Here is a 17,543-nt window from a genome sequence, read left to right as displayed (position 1 = left end):
CCCCGCTCTGACTCTGGATTTAAAGACTTCCAGAGAAATATCCGTACGCACCGGAGCGCCCCTTCAGGAGGCCGAGAGGAGTCGGAGTTTCAGGGGTTGAGCGGCATGGATGCCGCGAGAGCGTCGTTGGGCCATGGATGGCCCGTCGACGCGGGCCCCTGAAACTTCGATGGAGCGAGGGAAGTCCGGCGAAGCCGGACCCGGATGATGGGGCAAAGACCTTTGGTTACTTTCTGTCGTTTGAGAAAGTGACTCGCCCGAGGGGGCGAAACAAAATCTCCCAACACACGCCGAAGCGACGCTGGACACCTAAACAAAAACCAAAATCCGCTCCTACGAAAGCAGCCCCCAGCGCGATCACACCGTAGGAGTGGACGTCCGTCCGCGATCCGCCTACCGGCTCGGTACGCCTCCGCTCCCTCACTCCTCGAACGCCTGCCGATACTCCCCCGGCGTCCCTCCCACCACCGAACGGAACCGGTTGGCGAAATGGCTCGCACTGGAAAATCCACAAGCCAAGGCAACCTGGGCGAGCGGCTGGCGGGTGTCGCGCAGCAGACGCTGTGCCAGGGCCACGCGGCGGGCCAGGACGTATTGGTGCGGCGGCATGCCGAAGCTTTCCCGGAACATCCGCGCGAAGTGGTATTCCGAGAGCGCCGTCTGCATCGCCAGTTCACCCAGGGACAGCGGCTGGTCCAGGCGCTGTTCGATGTACTCCGCGACGCGTCGGCGCATCACCGGCGCCAGACCGCCCTTCAGGCGCAACCCTTCACGCAACCCGACCTGATTGAGCAGCAGATGGTCGATCAGCTCGTGGGCCAGGCTGCTGGTGCGGATGCGTTCGCCCGGCTCCTGCCAGTCCAGCTTCACCAACTGGCGGAAGCGCGCCGCCTGCTGCGGGTCGTCGAGGAAGGTCCGTTCGTGCAGCTGCAATTCGCGCGGCTCGCGGTCCAGCAGGCGGATGCAGCCCAGGGCGAACTGTTCCTGGCCGATATAGAGGTGGGCCAGGCGGATGTCGCCGTTGACTATCCAGGCCGACTCGGAGCCGGCGGGCATCACGCACAGCTTGTCCGGCGCGCCCTTGCTGCCTGGCGCGCCGCGGCGGAAGGTGCCGGTGCCGTCGTTCAGGTAGCACGACAGCGTGTGGTGGCTGGGCGCGTGGTAGTCGCGGGCGTCGTGACTGTTGCTCCAGATGGCCGCCGACAGCCCGTCGCCCAGCTCGGCGCAACGCTCCAGGCGGGCGTTGGGCGAGGCGTTCATCGACTGGAAGACTTCGAGTGCTTCGATGGCGGACATGGGCGTTCCTCTGTTGTGCCCACTCTACCCGCGCGGGCGCGGGTTGCCAGCTGGCTTTGGGGTAATAAGCGCAAGAATCTGCAAGCCGGCGCCAGGGCAGGGCGGGAGACTGATTCCCCAGTACTCCGGAGACCGCCATGAACCTCTCGCTCTACCTGCTTACCGTGCTCATCTGGGGCACCACCTGGATCGCCATCAAGTTGCAGGTCGGCGTGGTCGCCATTCCGTTGTCCATCGCCTATCGCTTCAGCCTGGCGGCGCTGGTGCTGTTCGCCCTGCTGCTGGTCTCGCGCCGCCTGCAACCGCTGGGACGGCGCGGCCAGGCGATCTGCCTGGCCCAGGGGTTGTGCCTGTTCTGCGTGAACTTCCTGTGCTTCTACACCGCCAGCCAGTGGATACCCAGCGGGCTGATCGCCGTGGTGTTCTCCACTGCCACCCTGTGGAATGCGCTCAATGCGCGGATATTCTTCAGGCAGCGCATCGCGCCGAACGTGCTGGGCGGCGGCGCCCTGGGGCTGGTGGGGCTGGTGCTGCTGTTCTGGCCTGAGCTGTCCAGCCACAGTGCCGGTCGCGAGACATACTACGGCCTGGGCCTGGCTCTGGCCGGCACCCTGTGCTTCTCGGTGGGCAACCTGCTCTCCAGCCTGCAGCAGAAGGCCGGGCTGCGACCGCTGTCGACCAACGCCTGGGGCATGCTCTACGGCTCGCTGATCCTGCTGGCGATCTGCCTGGTGCAGGGCGTGCCGCTGACCTTCGACAGCAGCGCGCAGTATGTCGGTTCGCTGCTTTACCTGGCGATTCCCGGCTCGGTGATCGGCTTCACCGCCTACCTCACGCTGGTGGGGCGCATGGGGCCGGAGCGCGCGGCCTACTGCACCGTGCTGTTCCCGGTGGTGGCGTTGAACGTTTCGGCCTACGCCGAGGGGTATCAGTGGACGCTGCCGGCACTGGCTGGCCTGGCGCTGGTGATGGCGGGAAACGTGCTGGTGTTCCGCAAGCCGAAGCCGGCGTTGCAGCCGGCGCGGGCATGAGGGCTTAGTCGGTGCGAGAAGGGCGCCCAGTCCTGCTCACGCACCGGCTGCGGCGGAGCTCGTTCGTCAGCGAGCCGCTATACATGCCTTGAGCGAGCTGCTCCGTTCCGAAAGGCGTTGCGCTCAGCGTTCAATCGCCTTTCCTGGTCACGTTATGCCGATCTGACAGTCTGGATATGTCGCATCCGATTGCGCCAGGGTTTCTTTCGGAAATATCCAGCGGTTCTCCTGGACCAGATGAACTTGTCCTTGGCCGTCATATTGCTATCATGTCGCCCCCTCGACGACTCTTTAACCATGGAAAAGTTCCCATGGCCTGGCAAATCATATTGAAATGCCTGGCTATGCAAGGATGCGCTACGCAATGAATGACTATGTTGCTCCACCCCGCAGAGATGCTGAAATCGACCTTCTGGCCCTGTGTGGGGCACTTTGGAAACACAAGTTCCTGATCCTGGGGGTGACGCTTTTCATCTTTGTTTGTTCCACGCTGTACGCGATGCTGGCGACGCCTGTGTACCAGGTGGAAAGCGTGCTTCGGCCCGTAGCGCTCAAGCACCTCGATGAGCTCAATGGCACCAAACTGATGGAGTTGAGCCCTGCCGATGCGTTGCAGCGGGTGGGGGTGGCGCTGGAGTCCTACAGCATTCGCCTGCAGTTCCTCCGTGATAATCCGGAGTTGACCGCTGCGCTGCAGGATGGCGATGAGCCGCTTGAACAGGTACTCGAGCGACTGAACCGGGACGGATTTACCGTGCTGCGCCCGGACCTGAAGAAGGCGCCGGACAGCTCACCCTTTGTAGGGCTACGTTTTGCCTTCCCCGCCGGAGTCGACGGCGTTGCGATCGTCAACGGGCTGGTCGGTGCTGCGGTGGAGCGGGAGCGCCAGCGAATCCAGGACGATTTCAGCGTACTCCTGGCTAACCGCCTGACACAGGTCGAGAGCAAGATCGCGGCGCAGCGGGCAGCCTATGACGCCGGTAAAGAAGCCAAGATCGCGGTCCTTCTGGAGGCCGATCGCCTCCAGAAAGTTCAGCTTGAGGACGAGCTGCGAGCGCTTCGCCAGCAGTTGCTGGTTCGGCGGCAGAATCGCATCAAACAACTCAATGAGGCGATTCAGATCGCTGAACGACTGCATATTACCAAGCCGACCACGCCTTCTGCCTTGGGCGATAGCCAACGAGAAACCCAGGGGAGCATCTTCCGGACCGAGGTCAATAATCAGCAGATACCGCTTTACTTCATGGGGGTGGAAGCCCTGGAGGCTGAGCGATCTGCCTTGATTGCCCGACAGTCCGATGATTTTTCCGAGCCGCGTATTTCCGAGATTCAGAAACAGCTGGCACTGCTCGCCCATAACCGCGAGGTCGAAGTGCTGCGGGACCGTGCGAACGAAGAACTGTTCCTGGCGAATCTTGCCGCACTCGCCGAGCAGAGGGCCAGGCTGGAGCATCTGAAAGTCGATTTCTCGAAACTGCAACTGGTACAGCTCGATCAGTCCGCTACCGCGCCGTCGGCGCCGGTGCGGCCTCGCAAGTTGCTGATCATGGCGCTCGGCCTGATCATCGGTGCGGCCTTTGGCGTGGGCGCCGCGCTCGTCGCCGTGCTGAGAAGAGGAAGGCCGGTGGTGCGCGAGGAGCGCAGTCGCAGTCTGGCTCTGCGTTATTCCTGATGATGCCGTGCGTTGCTCGCTACCAATCCCTGATTGTTTCGGGATTTGTGGCGCGCAACGCAACGAATCGGTGAGTCGGCTGGGCGCCCATGCCATGGACGCTGCTTTAGAAGATGAAGCCGCCGTGTAGCTTGATCGGCTTCGCCTGATTGATCGTGGTGTCTGCGTCAGCCAGGCAGGAGTGGTCGAGGGCGCCCCCCCTGTCGAGCGTCCATTGCGCACCCATCGAAGGTAATCGCCTCACTCCATCCTGAGAAAAGCCGCCGCTGGTCAGGCTTTCCACACCTGCGGGTTGACCAGGTTCTTCGGTCGCTCGCCGCGCAGGGCGGTCTCGAAGTTCTCCAGCGCGCACTCGGCCATGGCGCGGCGGGTGTCGAAGGTGGCGGAGCCGATGTGCGGCAGGGTCACGGCGTTGGGCAGGGCGAACAGCGGCGACTCGGCCAGCGGTTCCTTCTCGTAGACGTCCAGGCCGGCGGCGAGAATGCGTTTTTCCTGCAGTGCTTCCACCAGCGCGGCTTCGTCGATCACCTGGCCGCGGGCGATGTTGACCAGGATGGCGCTGGGCTTCATCAGCTCCAGCTCTCGCTTGCCGATCAGCTTGCGGGTCTGCTCCGACAGCGGCACCACCACGCAGACGAAGTCCGCCTCGCCCAGCAGTTCGTCGAAGCCGCAGAAGCGCGCGCCCAGTTCCTGCTCCAGTTCCGGCTTGCGGCTGTTGCCGTGGTAGAGCACGTCCATGTTGAAGCCGAAGCGGCCACGGCGGGCGATGGCGGCGCCGATGCGCCCAAGGCCAAGGATGCCGAGCTTCCTGCCGTAGACGTCGACACCGAACTGCGGGGTATCCACGGTGCGTTTCCACTGGCCGGCCTTGGTCCAGGCGTCCAGCTCGGCGGTGCGCCGGGCGGTGGCCATGATCAGCGCGAAGCCCAGGTCTGCGGTGGTCTCGGTGAGCACATCGGGGGTATTGGTCAGCGGGATGCCGCGCTGGTTCAGGTAGGCGAGGTCGTAGTTGTCGTAGCCGACCGAGACGCTGGAGATCACTTCCAGCTGGCCGGCGTTGGCCAGCTGCTTCTCACCCAGCGGGCGGCCCACGCCGATCATGCCGTGGGTGGTCGGCAGGGCGGCGGCGAACTGCTCGTTCACATCGCCCTGCTTGGGGTCGAGCACTGTGACGTTGAACTGGCTGCGCAGGCGGTCGAGGTGTTCCGGGGCAAGGCGGCTGAAGACGAAGACGTTCTTTTTCATGGTGCTCGGACGGTTGGTGAAATGAAGGGGGTAACCCTACCACCGTCAGGCCGGAGCGGGGCAAGGCCCACACGCGTGGCGGGCGCTTATCGAACGCTGGGATGGCTGTTGCCTTGGGGGAGGAGCGAGCTTGCTCGCGAACGGACTTCCCTGCGATCTCGGTGCCATGCGGTTCGCGAGCAAGCTCGCTCCTACAGGGAGTTTCCGGGCATTACGGAGCGGGAGAAGGAGGGTTGCGGGCAAGTTCGCTCACACCGGGGTAAGGAGTTACATCGAGCGAACTTGCCCGCAAACGCGGGAAAGCGGGTCAGGGTGCGACGCTGGCGACACCCGCGCCGTCGGCCTGGAGCACGCCGGGCAGGTTTTCGCGCAGGTAGGCGACCCAGGTCTTGATCTTCGCGTCCAGGTACTGCCGCGACGGGTACAGCGCGTACACGTTCAATTGCTGCAGCTTGTAGCGCGGCAGCACCCGTACCAGCGAGCCGTCGCGCAGCCCGGCGACGGCCGAGTAGACGGGCAGGGCGCCGATGCCCATGCCGGAGCTGATGGCCTCGGTCATGGCGTCGCCGACGTTCACCTGGAAGGTCGACTGGCCAAGGGTAATCATTTCCTGGCCGTTGGGACCATCGAACAACCACTTGTCCAGGGGTAGTACTGGACTGATAAGTCGCAGGCAGTCGTGTTCGATCAGCTCCGAGGGCGTTTTCGGCGCGCCGCGCCGGGCCAGGTACTCGGGCGAGGCGCAGAGGATGCTGTAGGTTTCGCCGATGCGCTGGGACACCAGGCCCGAGTCGGGCAGTTCCGAGGCGACCACGATGGCCACGTCGAAGCCTTCGTCGAGCAGGTCCGGCACGCGGTTGGCCATGGTCAGCTCGAAGGTCACTTCCGGGTGCTGCTGGCGGTAGTTGGCGATGGCGCGGATCACGTAGTGCTGGCCGATGCCGGTCATCGAGTGCACGCGCAGGCGGCCGGCGGGACGGGCGTGGGCGTCGCTGGCCTCGGCCTCGGCTTCTTCGACGTAGGCGAGGATCTGCTCGCAGCGCAGCAGGTAGCGCTGGCCGGCCTCGGTCAGGGCGATGCGCCGGGTGGTACGGTTGAGCAGGCGCGCCTGGAGGTGCGATTCGAGGTTGGCCACCGCACGCGAAACATAGGCGGTGGTGGTGTTCAGCTGCTGCGCGGCGGCGGTGAAGCTGCCGGTTTCCGCGACGCAGACGAACGCTCGCATGGTCTGCAATGTGTCCATGGGGGCCTCGTCAGTGGGAGCGGCGTATTGTCACACGGATGGAAGGTTCTATTGTTTCATTATCGGTAACAAACAATCGCAAATCAGCCGTCTTATCCGTTCCCTTTCGCCTCCCTAAAATTCAATCGCCGCAATTGGCTCTGCCGGCATCTCCAAGCCCGGCCCCACGCTGAAAAGCTAGATCACTTCCAGGACCTCCACCGTGTCGCGTCACCTCGTGAAAGGACTGACGTTCGTCGGCTCCTTTGTCATTTTTTCAACAATCGCCGGATGTATCAGCACCAATGGCATCGCCCCGCAGGAACAGCGCCTGGGCGATACCGAGCTGGCCACCGATGCCGCCATCGCGCACGCCAACCGGGAAGCCGGCTGGCCGGCGGAGCAGTGGTGGCGCGCCTATGGTGATCCGCAGTTGAATGCCTGGGTGAAGACCGCGCTGGAGGGTAGCCCGACCCTGGCCCAGGCCGAGGCGCGGGTGCGCATGGCGCTGTCCATGGCCGGTGTCGCCGAGTCCGCCGAGTCGCCGCAGGTCAGTGCCGACGCCTCGCTGACCCGCCACCGCTGGCCGACCGACTACTTCTACGGTCCGGGCGATCTGGCCGACACCACGACCTTCAACAACAACGCCGCCCTGGGCTTCAGCTATTCGCTGGACCTCTGGGGCCGCGAGCGCAGCAACACCGAGCGCTACCTGGACATCGCCAAGATGACCGCCGCCGAGGCGCGCATGGCCCAGCTGGAGCTGGAGAGCAACATCGTCCGTGCCTATATCCAGCTGTCGCTGCAGTACGCCGAGCTGGACATCGGCAAGGCCATGCTCAAGCAGCAGCAGGACATCCTCGCCCTGGCCCAGCGCCGCCTGGCCGGCGGCATCGGCACCCATTTCGAAGTCAGCCAGGCGGAAACCCCGCTGCCGGAGACCGAACGCAAGATCGAGTCGGTGGACGAGGAAATCCAGCTGACCCGCAACCAGATCGCCGCCCTGGCCGGCAAGGGCCCTGGCGCCGGCGCCGCGATCCAGCGCCCGAGCCTGAAGCTCGCCGAAGGCCCCGGCCTGCCCAGCAAGCTGCCGATGGAACTGCTCGGCCACCGTCCGGACGTGGTCGCCAGCCGCTGGAAGGTCGCCGCGCAAGCCAAGGGCGTGGACGTCGCCCGCGCCGAGTTCTATCCCAACGTCGACCTGGTCGCCAGCATCGGCTACAGCGCGGTGGGCGGCGGCGTGCTGGAATTCCTCAACGCCGAGAAGTTCACCTATGGCGTCGGCCCGGCCATCTCGCTGCCGATCTTCGACGGCGGTCGCCGTCGCTCGCAGCTGGGCCAGGAGTCGGCCGGCTACGACGCCGCCGTGGCGCAGTACAACCAGACCCTGGTCAACGCCCTCAAGGGCATCTCCGACCAGCTGATCCGCATGCACTCCATGGAGCTGCAGCAGGGCTTCGCCGAGAAGTCCGTGGCGTCCGCCCAGCGCACCTACGACATCGCCACCAAGGCCTACCGTGGCGGCCTGACCGACTATCTCAACGTGCTCAACGCTCAGACCCGCCTGTTCCAGCAGCAGCTGGTGGAGCAGCAGGTGCGCGCCGCGCGCCTTTCCACCCATGCCGGCCTGGTGGTCGCCCTGGGGGGTGGCCTGATGGACATCCAGGAAGGGCCGAAGGATTCGAAGATGGTCCCGGAGACCGTCGACGTCCGTGCGGTGAGCGAGCGCTGAGATGGCGGCGAACGACTACAGCGCCCATCCGCCGGCGCCGCTCGACGCCCTGCGCCGCGCGTTGCTGGAGTGGGGGCGCAGCGACGGCGTGACCTGGATCTACATCGCCAAGGTGCTGCTCGCCTCGCTGCTGACCCTGTGGCTGGCGATGCGCCTGGAGCTGCCGCAGCCGAGCACGGCGACCATCACCGTGTTCATCGTCATGCAGCCGCAGAGCGGCCAGGTGTTCGCCAAGAGTTTCTACCGGATCATCGGCAGCCTGATCGGCCTGACCGTGATGGTGGCGCTGATCGCCATCTTCGCCCAGGAGCGGGTGCTGTTCCTGCTCGTCTCGGCGCTGTGGATCGGCCTGTGCACCGTTGGCGCCGCGCGCTACCGCGACTTCCGCTCCTACGCCTGCATGCTGGCTGGCTACACCGCGACGCTGATCGGCCTGCCCGCCACCCTGCACCCTGAGGCCGCATTCATGTCGGCGATCTGGCGGGTGCTGGAAATCTGTCTCGGCATCGTCTGTTCCACCGTGGTCAGCGCCACGCTGTTCCCGCAGACCTCCGCCACCGCCATGCGCAGCGCGCTGTACCAGCGTTTCGGCGCCTTCGCCGACTTCGTCCTGGACAACCTCGGCGGCGGCGAGCGGCCGAAGTTCGAAGCCGCCAATGTGGCCTTCGCCTCCCAGGCCGTGGGCCTGGAAGCGCTGCGCAGCGTCACCCGCTTCGAAGACCCGCACATGCGCCTGCGTTCGGGCCGCCTGTCGCGCCTGAACAACGAGTTCATGGTCGTCTCCACCCGCTACAACGCGTTGCACCAGTTGCTCGAGCGCCTGCGCGTGCAGGAAGCCGCAGCGGTGCTGCGCGCCCTGCAGCCCTGCCTGGACGAACTGGCCCAGGTGCTCGCGCCCTGGCGTGGGCAGTCGGTCACCGAGCGCGATGCCGAACGCCTCGCCGCGCAGCTGGAAAGCCACCGTTCGCGGATGATGCAATGCATCCGCGCCGGCCGTGGGCAACTGCTCGCCGAGCAGGATGACGCCGCCGCGCTGCTGGACTACAACACCGCCGGCGAGCTGCTCTACCGCCTGGCCGACGACCTCTACAACTACGCCCTGACCCACGCCTCCCTGGCCGCCCACAGGCACGAGCGGGAAAACTGGAAGCATGGCTTCTCGCCCAAGGCCAACCTGGTCGCCTCGCTGGTGGCCGGCGGGCGTACCGCGCTGATGGTGCTGGTGTTCGGCCTGTTCTGGATCGAGACCGCCTGGCCCAGCGGCAGCACCTTCGTGCTCAACGCCGCCGCCGTCGCCGCGCTGGTCTCGGCGGCGCCGGACCCGGCGAAGCTGGCCATGCAGATGGCCGTGGGCACCTTCTTCGCGGCGATCCTCGGCTTCTCCGAAACCTTCTTCGTGTTCCCGCACCTGGACGGCTTCGCCCTGCTGGCCTTTGCCCTGGCGCCGGTGTTCGCGATGGGCGCGTTCCTCTCGATCAAGCCCCAGTACGCCGGCTACGGCCTGGGCCTGCTGGTGTTCTTCAGCTTCGGCGCGATCCCGGCCAACCTCACCGTCTATGATCCGGGCCGCATGCTCAACGAGTACATCGCCCTGGTGCTGTCGCAGAGCCTGGCCGCGGTGATCGTCGCCGTGATCATGCCGCCGACCAGCGCCTGGCTGTGGCGCCGCCTGGAGAATGAGTTGCGCCTGCGCGTGGTGGAAGCCATCAGCGGCAAGCTCGATGGCCTGGTGTCGTCCTTCGAGAGCGGCACCCGCGACCTGCTCAACCAGGCTTACGGCGCGGCCGCGCGCAGTCCGCAGATGCAGCGGCGCCTGCTGCGCTGGACCTTCGTGGTGCTGGAGATCGGTCATGCGGTCATCGAACTGCGCGTCGAACAGGAGGCCCTGCCGGACGAGCCCTGCTACGCCGAATCGACGCCCTGGCGGCAGTCGATCCGCGCCATGGGCCGTGCGCTGATCCGCCTGTTCGTCAAACCCGGTGAAGCCAACCGCGAGCGTGCCCTGGCCGCCGTGGAACACGCCATCGACTGCGTGAAACACACCGACGAGCCGCGCGCCCCGGACTTCGAGAGCTCGCCCCTGCGCCGCGTGCTCAGCTACCTGCACTTCATCCGCAGCAGCCTGCTCGACCCGCAGTCGCCGCTGCGTGACAGCAAAACCTCTTCAGGAAAGACCCTCCATGTTGCCTGACCTGCCCCGCGAGATCGCGTTCCACGGGGTCTACATGCCGACCCTGACCCTGATGTTCATCGTTGCCGCGGTGATCTGCTGGGGCATCGACCGCATCTTCGCCTCCATCGGCCTGTACCGCTTCACCTGGCACCCGGCGCTGTTCCGCGTGTGCCTGTTCGCCTGCCTGTTCGGCGGCCTCTCCCTCACCATCTACAAGTAACGAGCGTGCATCCATGACCCTCAAATCCATCATCAGCCTGCTGGCGACCCTGATCATCCTGGCGGTCGCCGCGTTGATCGGCCGCGCCCTCTGGGTGAACTACATGGATACGCCCTGGACCCGCGACGGCCGGGTGCGCGCCGACATCATCAACGTCGCCGCCGACGTCTCCGGCGTGGTGGTCGATGTACCCGTGCGCGACAACCAGCAGGTGAAGAAAGGCGACCTGCTGATGCAGATCGACCCGGACCACTACCAGATCGCGGTGAAGCAGGCCGAGGCCGCGGTCGCCTCGCGCAAGGCCACCCTGCAGATGCGCTTGCTCAACGCCAAGCGTCGCCGGGCCATGGACGAGGAAGTGGTGTCCCGCGAGAGCCTGGACGACGCCAACAACACCTCCGCCGCCGCCGAGGCCGACTACCAGCAGGCCCTGGCCGCGCTGGACGCCGCCAAGCTGAACCTGGAACGCACCCAGGTGCGCGCCTCGGTGGACGGCTACGTGACCAACCTCAACGTGCACCGTGGCGACTACGCCCGCGTCGGCGAGGCGAAGATGGCCGTGGTGGACGAGAACTCCTACTGGATCTACGGCTACTTCGAGGAAACCAAGCTGCCGCACATCCGCCTTGGCGATCCGGCCGAACTGCAACTGATGAGCGGGGAGCGCCTGAAGGGCCACGTCGAGAGCATCGCCCGCGCCATCTACGACCGTGACAACCCGGAAAGCCGCGAGCTGGTGGCCGACGTCAACCCGACCTTCAACTGGGTGCGCCTGGCCCAGCGCGTGCCGGTGCGCATCCACATCGACGATGTGCCGGACGGCGTGCTGCTGGCGGCGGGTATCACCGCCACGGTGATCGTCAATCCGCAGAGCCGCAACGCGGAACACTCCGATGGCGCGGCTGCGGCGGCGCAGTGATCGGATCGGATGCATGAAAACGGGAGCTTCGGCTCCCGTTTTCAATGGGGCTCGTGCAGGCGAAGGCTGGGCAGAGTGCCCTGGCTCTTCGTAGGAGCGAGCTTGCTCGCGAACAGCTCAGCTCCGGCGCCATACGGTTCGCGAGCAAGCTCGCTCCTACAAAAGCTGTTCAGCCGCCGGTCTTTTCGCGCCGGCGGTTCTTGTAGCTCCCGCGAACGTTCATCGCCGCCAGGCACAGTTGCAGCAGCACCAGCGCATAGGCCTTGGCCGGCAGCCCCCAGGCGATCCACAAGGCGTTGCTGGCGAGGAACACCCAGAAGCCCACCTTGCGCCGCCTTCGGTCGCGCGAGCCCACCAGCCAGGCGGCGAGGACGGTGACCAGCATGGCCGGCCATTGCAGCAGGTCGATCATCTCGTTCATGGGCGCTCGAACTCAGGGGAATGTCCTGAATTCAGACCAGCCCCGGCGCGGCAAAGTGCGGGCGAACCGGACAGCCGTCGAGCAGCGCGTTGGTCTGTTCCGGATCCAGCTCGCCGTTGAACGGCACCCCCAACGCCTGGCGGTGGATGCCGGTGGCGGCCAGCCAGAGGGTGTCGATGCGCGCGGCCAATGCGCCGGGCACGTCGGTCACCAGCGAGTCGCCGACGAACAGGATGTGCCGGGCACCACGCGCTTCCAGTTGCCGCTGGGCGATACGGAAGGCCGATGGATCGGGCTTGCCGTACCAGTGCACGGTACCGCCCTCTTCGGCGAAGGCCTCGGCCAGACGGCCGGCGCCGAACACCGTCCTGCCGCCGGAGACCACCACGCGGTCCGGGTTGGCGCAGAGGAAGGGCTTGTCGGTGGCGCCGCGCAGCGGCGCGAACCTCGCCTCCAGCTCGTCCTGGGGGAAGCTGCCGACGCCGAGAATCAGCGAGGCGGCGTGAAGGTCATCGCTGAAGCGTTCGCGGATTTCGCCAGGCCAGGTCGCCAGTGAGTCGACCACGCCGACGGTATGGATGAGGCCGCGCTGGAGTTCGCGTTCATGGGTGAGGGCGTCGATGGCCAACTGGCCGGAGGTGGTGATGCCGCTGTAGAGATCGCGGGCAACGCCCAGGCGCTCCAGGGTATCGGCCATCTCGTTGACGCTGCGCGAGGCATTGCTCAGGAACCACACCGGCTTGCCTTCGGCGGCGCGCCGGCGGAGCCAGGCGAGGGCACCGGGAAATACGTCGAGGCCGTCGATCAGCACGCCCCAGAGGTCGAGCAGGAAGCCATCGTAATCGGCGCAGAAGGCATCCAGCCCGGCGTGGTCGATGTAGCGGGTGTGGGTGACGGCGCTGAAACGGGAGGAGGTCATGGCGGGCCTGGCGAGCGGATGGGAAGGTCTCCTAACCTACCGCACTCGCCGGCATTTGGCGCGAGCCGAAGTGGATCAGTGGCTGAGGTGCGGCGCGCGCGACTCGCTGAAGGTGCTGACCAGCCAATCCTTGAGGTGGCAGCTGGAAAGGGCGGAGGTGCTGCAGTCGCCGCTGGCCAGGGCCAGGCGCAGCTTGTTCACGTCGGCCTTCTGCACGTAGGCGATGGCGTCGGTCATGTCGTCTTCGGTGCCGAAGCCGCCCTCGGTCATTTCCTTCAGCGCGTCTTCCTTGCTCCAGCCCTGGACCACGGTGCGGTACATGGCCGCGAACAGGCCGGTGCGGTCACGCCCGTGCTTGCAGTGCATCAGCACCGGGCCCTGCTGCTCGGCCTGCTGGAGGATGCGCAGGACTTTCAGTACGTCGGCGTCGTCGACACGGTCGGCGTGGGTGGGGAAGCTCACCACATCGATCGGCTGCCCGCCGATCCAGGTCTTGTCGTCGTCCTTGATGAAGCTGACCACGGTCTTCACCTTGAGCTGCTGCAGCTCCGGCAGGTTCTGGCTGCCGGGCAGGGCGCTGCGGTAGAGGGTCGGCGACATCTGGTAGAGGTTGAACGACTTGTCCACCGGCTTGGCCCAATCGGCCTGTGTCTCGCCAGTGGCGAAGGCGGGAAGGGTGGTCAGCGTGGCGATCAGGGCAACGACGCCGGCGGCGCCGCGCAGAATGCGGGGGAAGGACATGGGCACTCCTCGGAAGGTCCGCGCCACGATAGGTCGCGTCGAGTGGTGCCCGGATGAAATGGGTGTGAAAAATAAGTGAAGGGGCTCAGCGGGCGTCTTCGGGCAGGAAGCGCACCAGCACGCCGGGGCGGAAGAACCACCAGAGGCTCAGCGGGTAGCACAGGTAGTTGAGGCCGTAGAGCAGCAGTGCGGCGGGGCTGGGTGTGTTCTTCCAGGCCGCCAGTCCGACCAGGATCAGGTAGAGCACGGCCAGGCCGCCCCCATAGAGCGCGGTGAGCCGCCAGCGCTCGCCGGTCTGCGCCAGGCGCTTGTGCCGGCGGGCGAACCAGAAGGCCATGGCGGCGGCGATCAGTGCCGCCACCAGCAGGGTCGCCGGCACTCCGCCGACCCGCAACAGGCCGCGCGCCACCACGTTGAGGAAGAAGGCGGCGAGGATGCCGGCCAGGGCGAGGTAGCGGACCCGGTACGTCATCAGAGTTGTCCGTCGAGGCCGAAGCGTTTCTTCAGCACCTTGTCCAGCACGCCGCCAGGCAGCCAGCGGGCGATCAGCGGCAGGGCGCGGCTGCCGTGACCGATGCGCACCAGGCGCGGGCGTGGCGAACGCTCTACGGCGGCGAGCAGTTCGCGGGCGAAGTCGCTGGCCGGGGTGGGCTTGTCCTGGGACGCGGCGGCGCGCGCCTGGATGAACTTGCGCAGCGGCCACCAGGCGGAATCCTCGCTGACCACCGCCGCCATCTCGCGACTGGCGTTGGCGCCGAAATTGGAGGCGATGGCGCCGGGCTGCACTTCCAGCACTTCGATGCCGAAGGGGGCGAGCTCCAGGCGCAGCGCTTCGTTCAGCGCATGCACCGCGGCCTTGGAGGCGCAGTAGGCGCCGGCGAAGGGCGTGACCAGCACACCGGACACGCTGCCGACGTTGACCACCAGCCCGCGTCGCGCCCGCAGTGCCGGGAACAGCGCACGGGTCAGGCCGACCACGGCGAACACGTTGGTCTCGAACTGCTTGCGGATCGCCTGGCTGCCGCCGTCCAGCAGCGGCCCCATGGCGCCGTAGCCGGCGTTGTTGACCAGCACGTCGAGGCCACCGGCTTCGTGCTGCAGTTGTTCGGCGAGGCGCTCGACGGCGGGCTCATCGTTGACGTCCAGCAGCACACCGCGCAAGCCTGCCTGGTCGAGGGCGGCGACGTCTTCGTCACGGCGGGCGGTGGCCCAGACCTGGTAGCCGGCGTTGCGGAAGGCATCGGCGAGGGCGCGGCCGATGCCGCTGGAGCAGCCGGTGATGAGCGCGACGGGTTGGGACATGGCGAGCGGTCCTTGGGCAATGGGCGGCACTAACGTACCGGATTGCGGCGGACGGGTGAATCATTTCGCTGGGCCGAAGGTTCGCGCCAGTCGGCGCGCGCTCTGCTCCAACCGTTGCGTGGAAAGCTTGCCGTCGTCCAGTGCGCGCAAGGCGCAGGCCAGCGCCGGGTAGATCTTCTCGTCGTCATAGCTGACCAACAGCAGGTCGACGCCGGCGTTCAGGGCCTGCACCGTGGCATGGCAGAGGCCCTGGTTGTAGGCGGCCGCCATGGTCAGGTCGTCGGTGATCAGTACGCCGTCGTGCCGCCAGCCTTCGCGGATGATCTTCTGTACCACGACGGACGAGAAGGACGCCGGGTTGCGCGCGTCCAGTTCGGTGACCTTCACGTGGCCCAGCATGATCAGCGCCTGGGTCTGCTGGGCGATCTGGCGGAACGGGCGCCAGTCAAAGGCCTGCAAGCGCCTGATGTCAGTCGTCAGGCTGGCGGAGAAGTGGTGGGTATCCTGCGGGACGTCCCCCAGCCCCGGGAAGTGCTTGAGGGTGGCATGCACCCCGCTGTGTTCGAGTCCGCGGACATAAGCGAGGGCGACGTTGGTGGTCACTTGCGGATCGGCGGAAATCGCCCGCAACGCGATGGCGCTGTGGAAGTCCAGGCGTGAGCGCTGCGCGGGCTTGAGGTCCACCACCGGGCTGAAATCCAGGGTGACGCCCAGCTCGGCCAGCTCGCGGCCCTGGCTGGCGCCGTATTCGAAGGCGGCTGCGGCCAGGGCTTCCGGCGTGGAGTTGGCGTTCAGCAGCGCGGCCAGCGGTGGACGTCTCGGCAATGGCGGAGACAGCCGGGACACGATGCCACCCTCCTGGTCGGCGGCGATGATCAGCGGCGGCAATCCCGCTTCGCGCCGCAGCGCCTGCCATTGGCCGATCTGCTGGCGGAGGGCTTCGGCGTTCTGCCCCTGGACGTTGCGCGCGGTGATGAACAGGCCGGCGACCAGTCCCTGGCGAATCAGCGGCTCGACGGTACGAGGGGCGCCGACACCGACGATGAAGTGTCCGCCGAGCGCTTGCAGGTTTGCGTTGCCACGTTCCAGGACCAGGGTCTTGTCGTCGAGCAGGCGATAGTGGTTCCAGCCGGCCAGCAGCATCGCCAGCAACAGGGGAAGGCAGCCGACCCAGCAGTACCAGCGCCGTCCGGACCCCAGCCAGATGAGGATGCCGATTGCGCAGACGGCCAGCAGGAGCGGCAGTGCGACGCCGCGTACCCGCAGCAGGTGAGGGTCCTGCAGGTTGGCGGCCAGCACCAGCAGCAGAATGCCGATCAGCCAGCCCAGACCCACGAGGAGTCGTGTGCGAAGTGTCATGGGGTCCTTCCCGTGGGGAGATGAAATCAGTTACCGAAGCGCCCGCTCACCCGCTCGGCGCGGAATTCCAGGGTGCTGGCGCGGTAGCCGGGGCGCAGCGGCGGCAGGGGCAGGCAGTCGCTCCAGGCGTCGCCGGCGAGCAGCGCGCCGGGGCCGCGGTAGCGCGGGGCTTCGTAGAGGTTTTCGGCGAGGTCGGTGGTGTCGCCGGGGCGGTAGGCGGCGACCTTCCAGCGCAGCTCCAGCAGGGGGCGGCTGGCGCCGTTCTTCAGGTTGACGGCCAGCGGGCGGCCGGGTGGGCATTGCTCGGGCTGGTAGGCGATGCGCAGCTCCAGGTGTTGCAGCTGGCGGGTGTCGTTGCTGTCCTGCCAGATGGCGAGGGCGATCACCGCCGCCAGGCCAACCAGGCCGGCGCCGGATATCGGTAGGGCGCGGGAGGGGTAGCGGATCAGCAGGATGATCCAGGTGACGATCAGCAGGATGCCGTACAGCATGGAGCGCTCCGTGGGGATTTGATGATTACCTTAGCAGGAGGTGGGGTGGGGCGGGTTTATGCAGAGCGGGGCGTGGCTCTTCGTGGGAGCGGACTTTGTCCGCGATGCTCTTTTAGGGCGGATGACGCTCAGGTGTTATCCGCCGTCTTGTTCTGTGTTTCTGCGCCGCCTCGGTGTGTGCTGATGTATTGGGTTTCGCCCCCTCGGGCGAGTCCCTTTTGTCAAACGACACAAAAGGAACCAAAAGGTCTTGCCCCTGCATCCGGTTTTTCGCTTAGGCGAAAAATTCCCTCGTTACATCGAAGTTTCAGGGGCACGCCGCGAAGGGCCATCCCTGGCCCATCGCGGCTCTCGCGGCATCCATGCCGCTCAACCCCTGAAACTCCGATTCCACTCGGCCTCCTGAAGGGGCGCTCCGGTGCGTGCGAAAGTTTCTCTGGAAGTCTTCAAGAGCAAAGGCAGAGCGCTTTGTCCCGCGCTGGTCATGCTCTTGTAGAAGCGGACCTTGTCCGCGAGGGCTTAGCAGTGCACCCACGTAGCTGGGTGAACACCTGTAGGGCGAATAACGCGCAGCGTTATCCGCCTTGATGGATTTCGCTTCGCTCTACGCCATCCTACGAAGCGCCATCCAGCATGAAGCAGCCAAAGTTCCAGGCGCGCGCAGAGTCCCGTCAGGAGGCCGAGTGGAGGTATTGAGCAGAGGGGCGAGCGACATGGATGTCGCGAGAGGCGTAAAGGGCCAGGGACGGCCCTTGTACGCCGACCCTCGGAGCGATACCGGAGCGAGGGCAGTCCGGCGA

General features: G+C 66.2%; 16 protein-coding genes. 6 read left to right on the top strand and 10 right to left on the bottom strand.

The window, feature by feature from the left end:
- Nucleotides 1–420: 420 nt before the first annotated feature.
- On the bottom strand, nt 421–1,296 hold the full coding sequence (locus ACAW63_RS27245; protein ID WP_371230562.1) for a helix-turn-helix domain-containing protein: 876 nt from the start codon (nt 1,294–1,296) through the stop codon (nt 421–423).
- 137 nt (nt 1,297–1,433) lie between these two features.
- Between ACAW63_RS27245 and ACAW63_RS27240 the strand changes: the two genes are divergently transcribed.
- Nucleotides 1,434–2,327 (top strand): DMT family transporter, encoded by an 894-nt coding sequence (locus tag ACAW63_RS27240; RefSeq protein WP_371230560.1) that lies wholly within the window; start codon nt 1,434–1,436, stop codon nt 2,325–2,327.
- Between the two features lie 364 nt (nt 2,328–2,691).
- Nucleotides 2,692–3,999 carry a Wzz/FepE/Etk N-terminal domain-containing protein gene (locus ACAW63_RS27235; RefSeq protein ID WP_371230558.1) on the top strand — a complete coding sequence of 436 codons (1,308 nt, stop codon included), beginning with the start codon at nt 2,692–2,694 and terminating at the stop codon, nt 3,997–3,999.
- A gap of 270 nt (nt 4,000–4,269) precedes the next feature.
- On the opposite strand, the gene ACAW63_RS27230 is transcribed toward ACAW63_RS27235, so the two are convergent.
- Both ACAW63_RS27230 and ACAW63_RS27225 read right to left on the bottom strand, forming a co-directional pair.
- Nucleotides 4,270–5,244 carry a 2-hydroxyacid dehydrogenase gene (locus ACAW63_RS27230; protein WP_371230556.1) on the bottom strand — a complete coding sequence of 325 codons (975 nt, stop codon included), beginning with the start codon at nt 5,242–5,244 and terminating at the stop codon, nt 4,270–4,272.
- A gap of 307 nt (nt 5,245–5,551) precedes the next feature.
- Nucleotides 5,552–6,487 carry a LysR family transcriptional regulator gene (locus ACAW63_RS27225; protein WP_371230554.1) on the bottom strand — a complete coding sequence of 312 codons (936 nt, stop codon included), beginning with the start codon at nt 6,485–6,487 and terminating at the stop codon, nt 5,552–5,554.
- 202 nt (nt 6,488–6,689) lie between these two features.
- Between ACAW63_RS27225 and ACAW63_RS27220 the strand changes: the two genes are divergently transcribed.
- From ACAW63_RS27220 to ACAW63_RS27205, 4 genes are read left to right on the top strand one after another with little or no spacing between them, the layout of a single operon-like run.
- Nucleotides 6,690–8,198, top strand: coding sequence for an efflux transporter outer membrane subunit (locus tag ACAW63_RS27220; RefSeq protein ID WP_371230552.1), 1,509 nt, complete (start codon nt 6,690–6,692; stop codon nt 8,196–8,198).
- Between the two features lies 1 nt (nt 8,199).
- Nucleotides 8,200–10,389, top strand: a complete 2,190-nt coding sequence (locus ACAW63_RS27215; RefSeq protein WP_371230550.1) for an FUSC family protein — start codon at nt 8,200–8,202, stop codon at nt 10,387–10,389.
- 1 nt (nt 10,390) lies between these two features.
- Nucleotides 10,391–10,591, top strand: coding sequence for a DUF1656 domain-containing protein (locus ACAW63_RS27210; RefSeq protein ID WP_152228250.1), 201 nt, complete (start codon nt 10,391–10,393; stop codon nt 10,589–10,591).
- Nucleotides 10,592–10,604: 13 nt separating this feature from the next.
- Nucleotides 10,605–11,510, top strand: a complete 906-nt coding sequence (locus ACAW63_RS27205; protein WP_371230548.1) for an efflux RND transporter periplasmic adaptor subunit — start codon at nt 10,605–10,607, stop codon at nt 11,508–11,510.
- Between the two features lie 169 nt (nt 11,511–11,679).
- Here ACAW63_RS27205 and ACAW63_RS27200 read toward each other — a convergent pair whose 3' ends face one another.
- The 7 genes from ACAW63_RS27200 to ACAW63_RS27170 form a co-directional block, all read right to left on the bottom strand.
- The gene (locus ACAW63_RS27200) at nt 11,680–11,922 is read right to left on the bottom strand and encodes a hypothetical protein (protein ID WP_371234808.1); all 243 of its coding nucleotides are present in this window, start codon (nt 11,920–11,922) and stop codon (nt 11,680–11,682) included.
- 40 nt (nt 11,923–11,962) lie between these two features.
- Nucleotides 11,963–12,850: a TIGR01459 family HAD-type hydrolase gene (locus tag ACAW63_RS27195; protein WP_371230546.1), complete on the bottom strand. Its 888-nt coding sequence runs from the start codon at nt 12,848–12,850 to the stop codon at nt 11,963–11,965.
- A 75-nt stretch (nt 12,851–12,925) separates the two neighbouring features.
- Complete coding sequence (locus ACAW63_RS27190; protein ID WP_371230544.1) at nt 12,926–13,591, bottom strand: dual specificity protein phosphatase family protein; 666 nt, start codon at nt 13,589–13,591, stop codon at nt 12,926–12,928.
- 85 nt (nt 13,592–13,676) lie between these two features.
- Nucleotides 13,677–14,063, bottom strand: a complete 387-nt coding sequence (locus ACAW63_RS27185; RefSeq protein ID WP_371230542.1) for a hypothetical protein — start codon at nt 14,061–14,063, stop codon at nt 13,677–13,679.
- Nucleotides 14,063–14,893 (bottom strand): SDR family oxidoreductase, encoded by an 831-nt coding sequence (locus ACAW63_RS27180; protein WP_371230540.1) that lies wholly within the window; start codon nt 14,891–14,893, stop codon nt 14,063–14,065. Before ACAW63_RS27180 ends, ACAW63_RS27185 begins: the two co-directional genes overlap by 1 nt.
- Before the next feature lie 60 nt (nt 14,894–14,953).
- Nucleotides 14,954–16,252 carry a glycoside hydrolase family 3 N-terminal domain-containing protein gene (locus ACAW63_RS27175; protein ID WP_371230538.1) on the bottom strand — a complete coding sequence of 433 codons (1,299 nt, stop codon included), beginning with the start codon at nt 16,250–16,252 and terminating at the stop codon, nt 14,954–14,956.
- Nucleotides 16,253–16,278: 26 nt separating this feature from the next.
- Nucleotides 16,279–16,743 carry a multidrug transporter gene (locus ACAW63_RS27170; protein ID WP_371230536.1) on the bottom strand — a complete coding sequence of 155 codons (465 nt, stop codon included), beginning with the start codon at nt 16,741–16,743 and terminating at the stop codon, nt 16,279–16,281.
- Nucleotides 16,744–17,543 lie beyond the last annotated feature (800 nt).

The sequence above is a fragment of the Pseudomonas sp. QE6 genome (assembly GCF_041379005.1).
Taxonomy (GTDB): domain Bacteria; phylum Pseudomonadota; class Gammaproteobacteria; order Pseudomonadales; family Pseudomonadaceae; genus Pseudomonas.
Note: the sequence above shows the minus strand (reverse complement) of the source record. Positions and strands in the feature narration are given on the sequence as shown.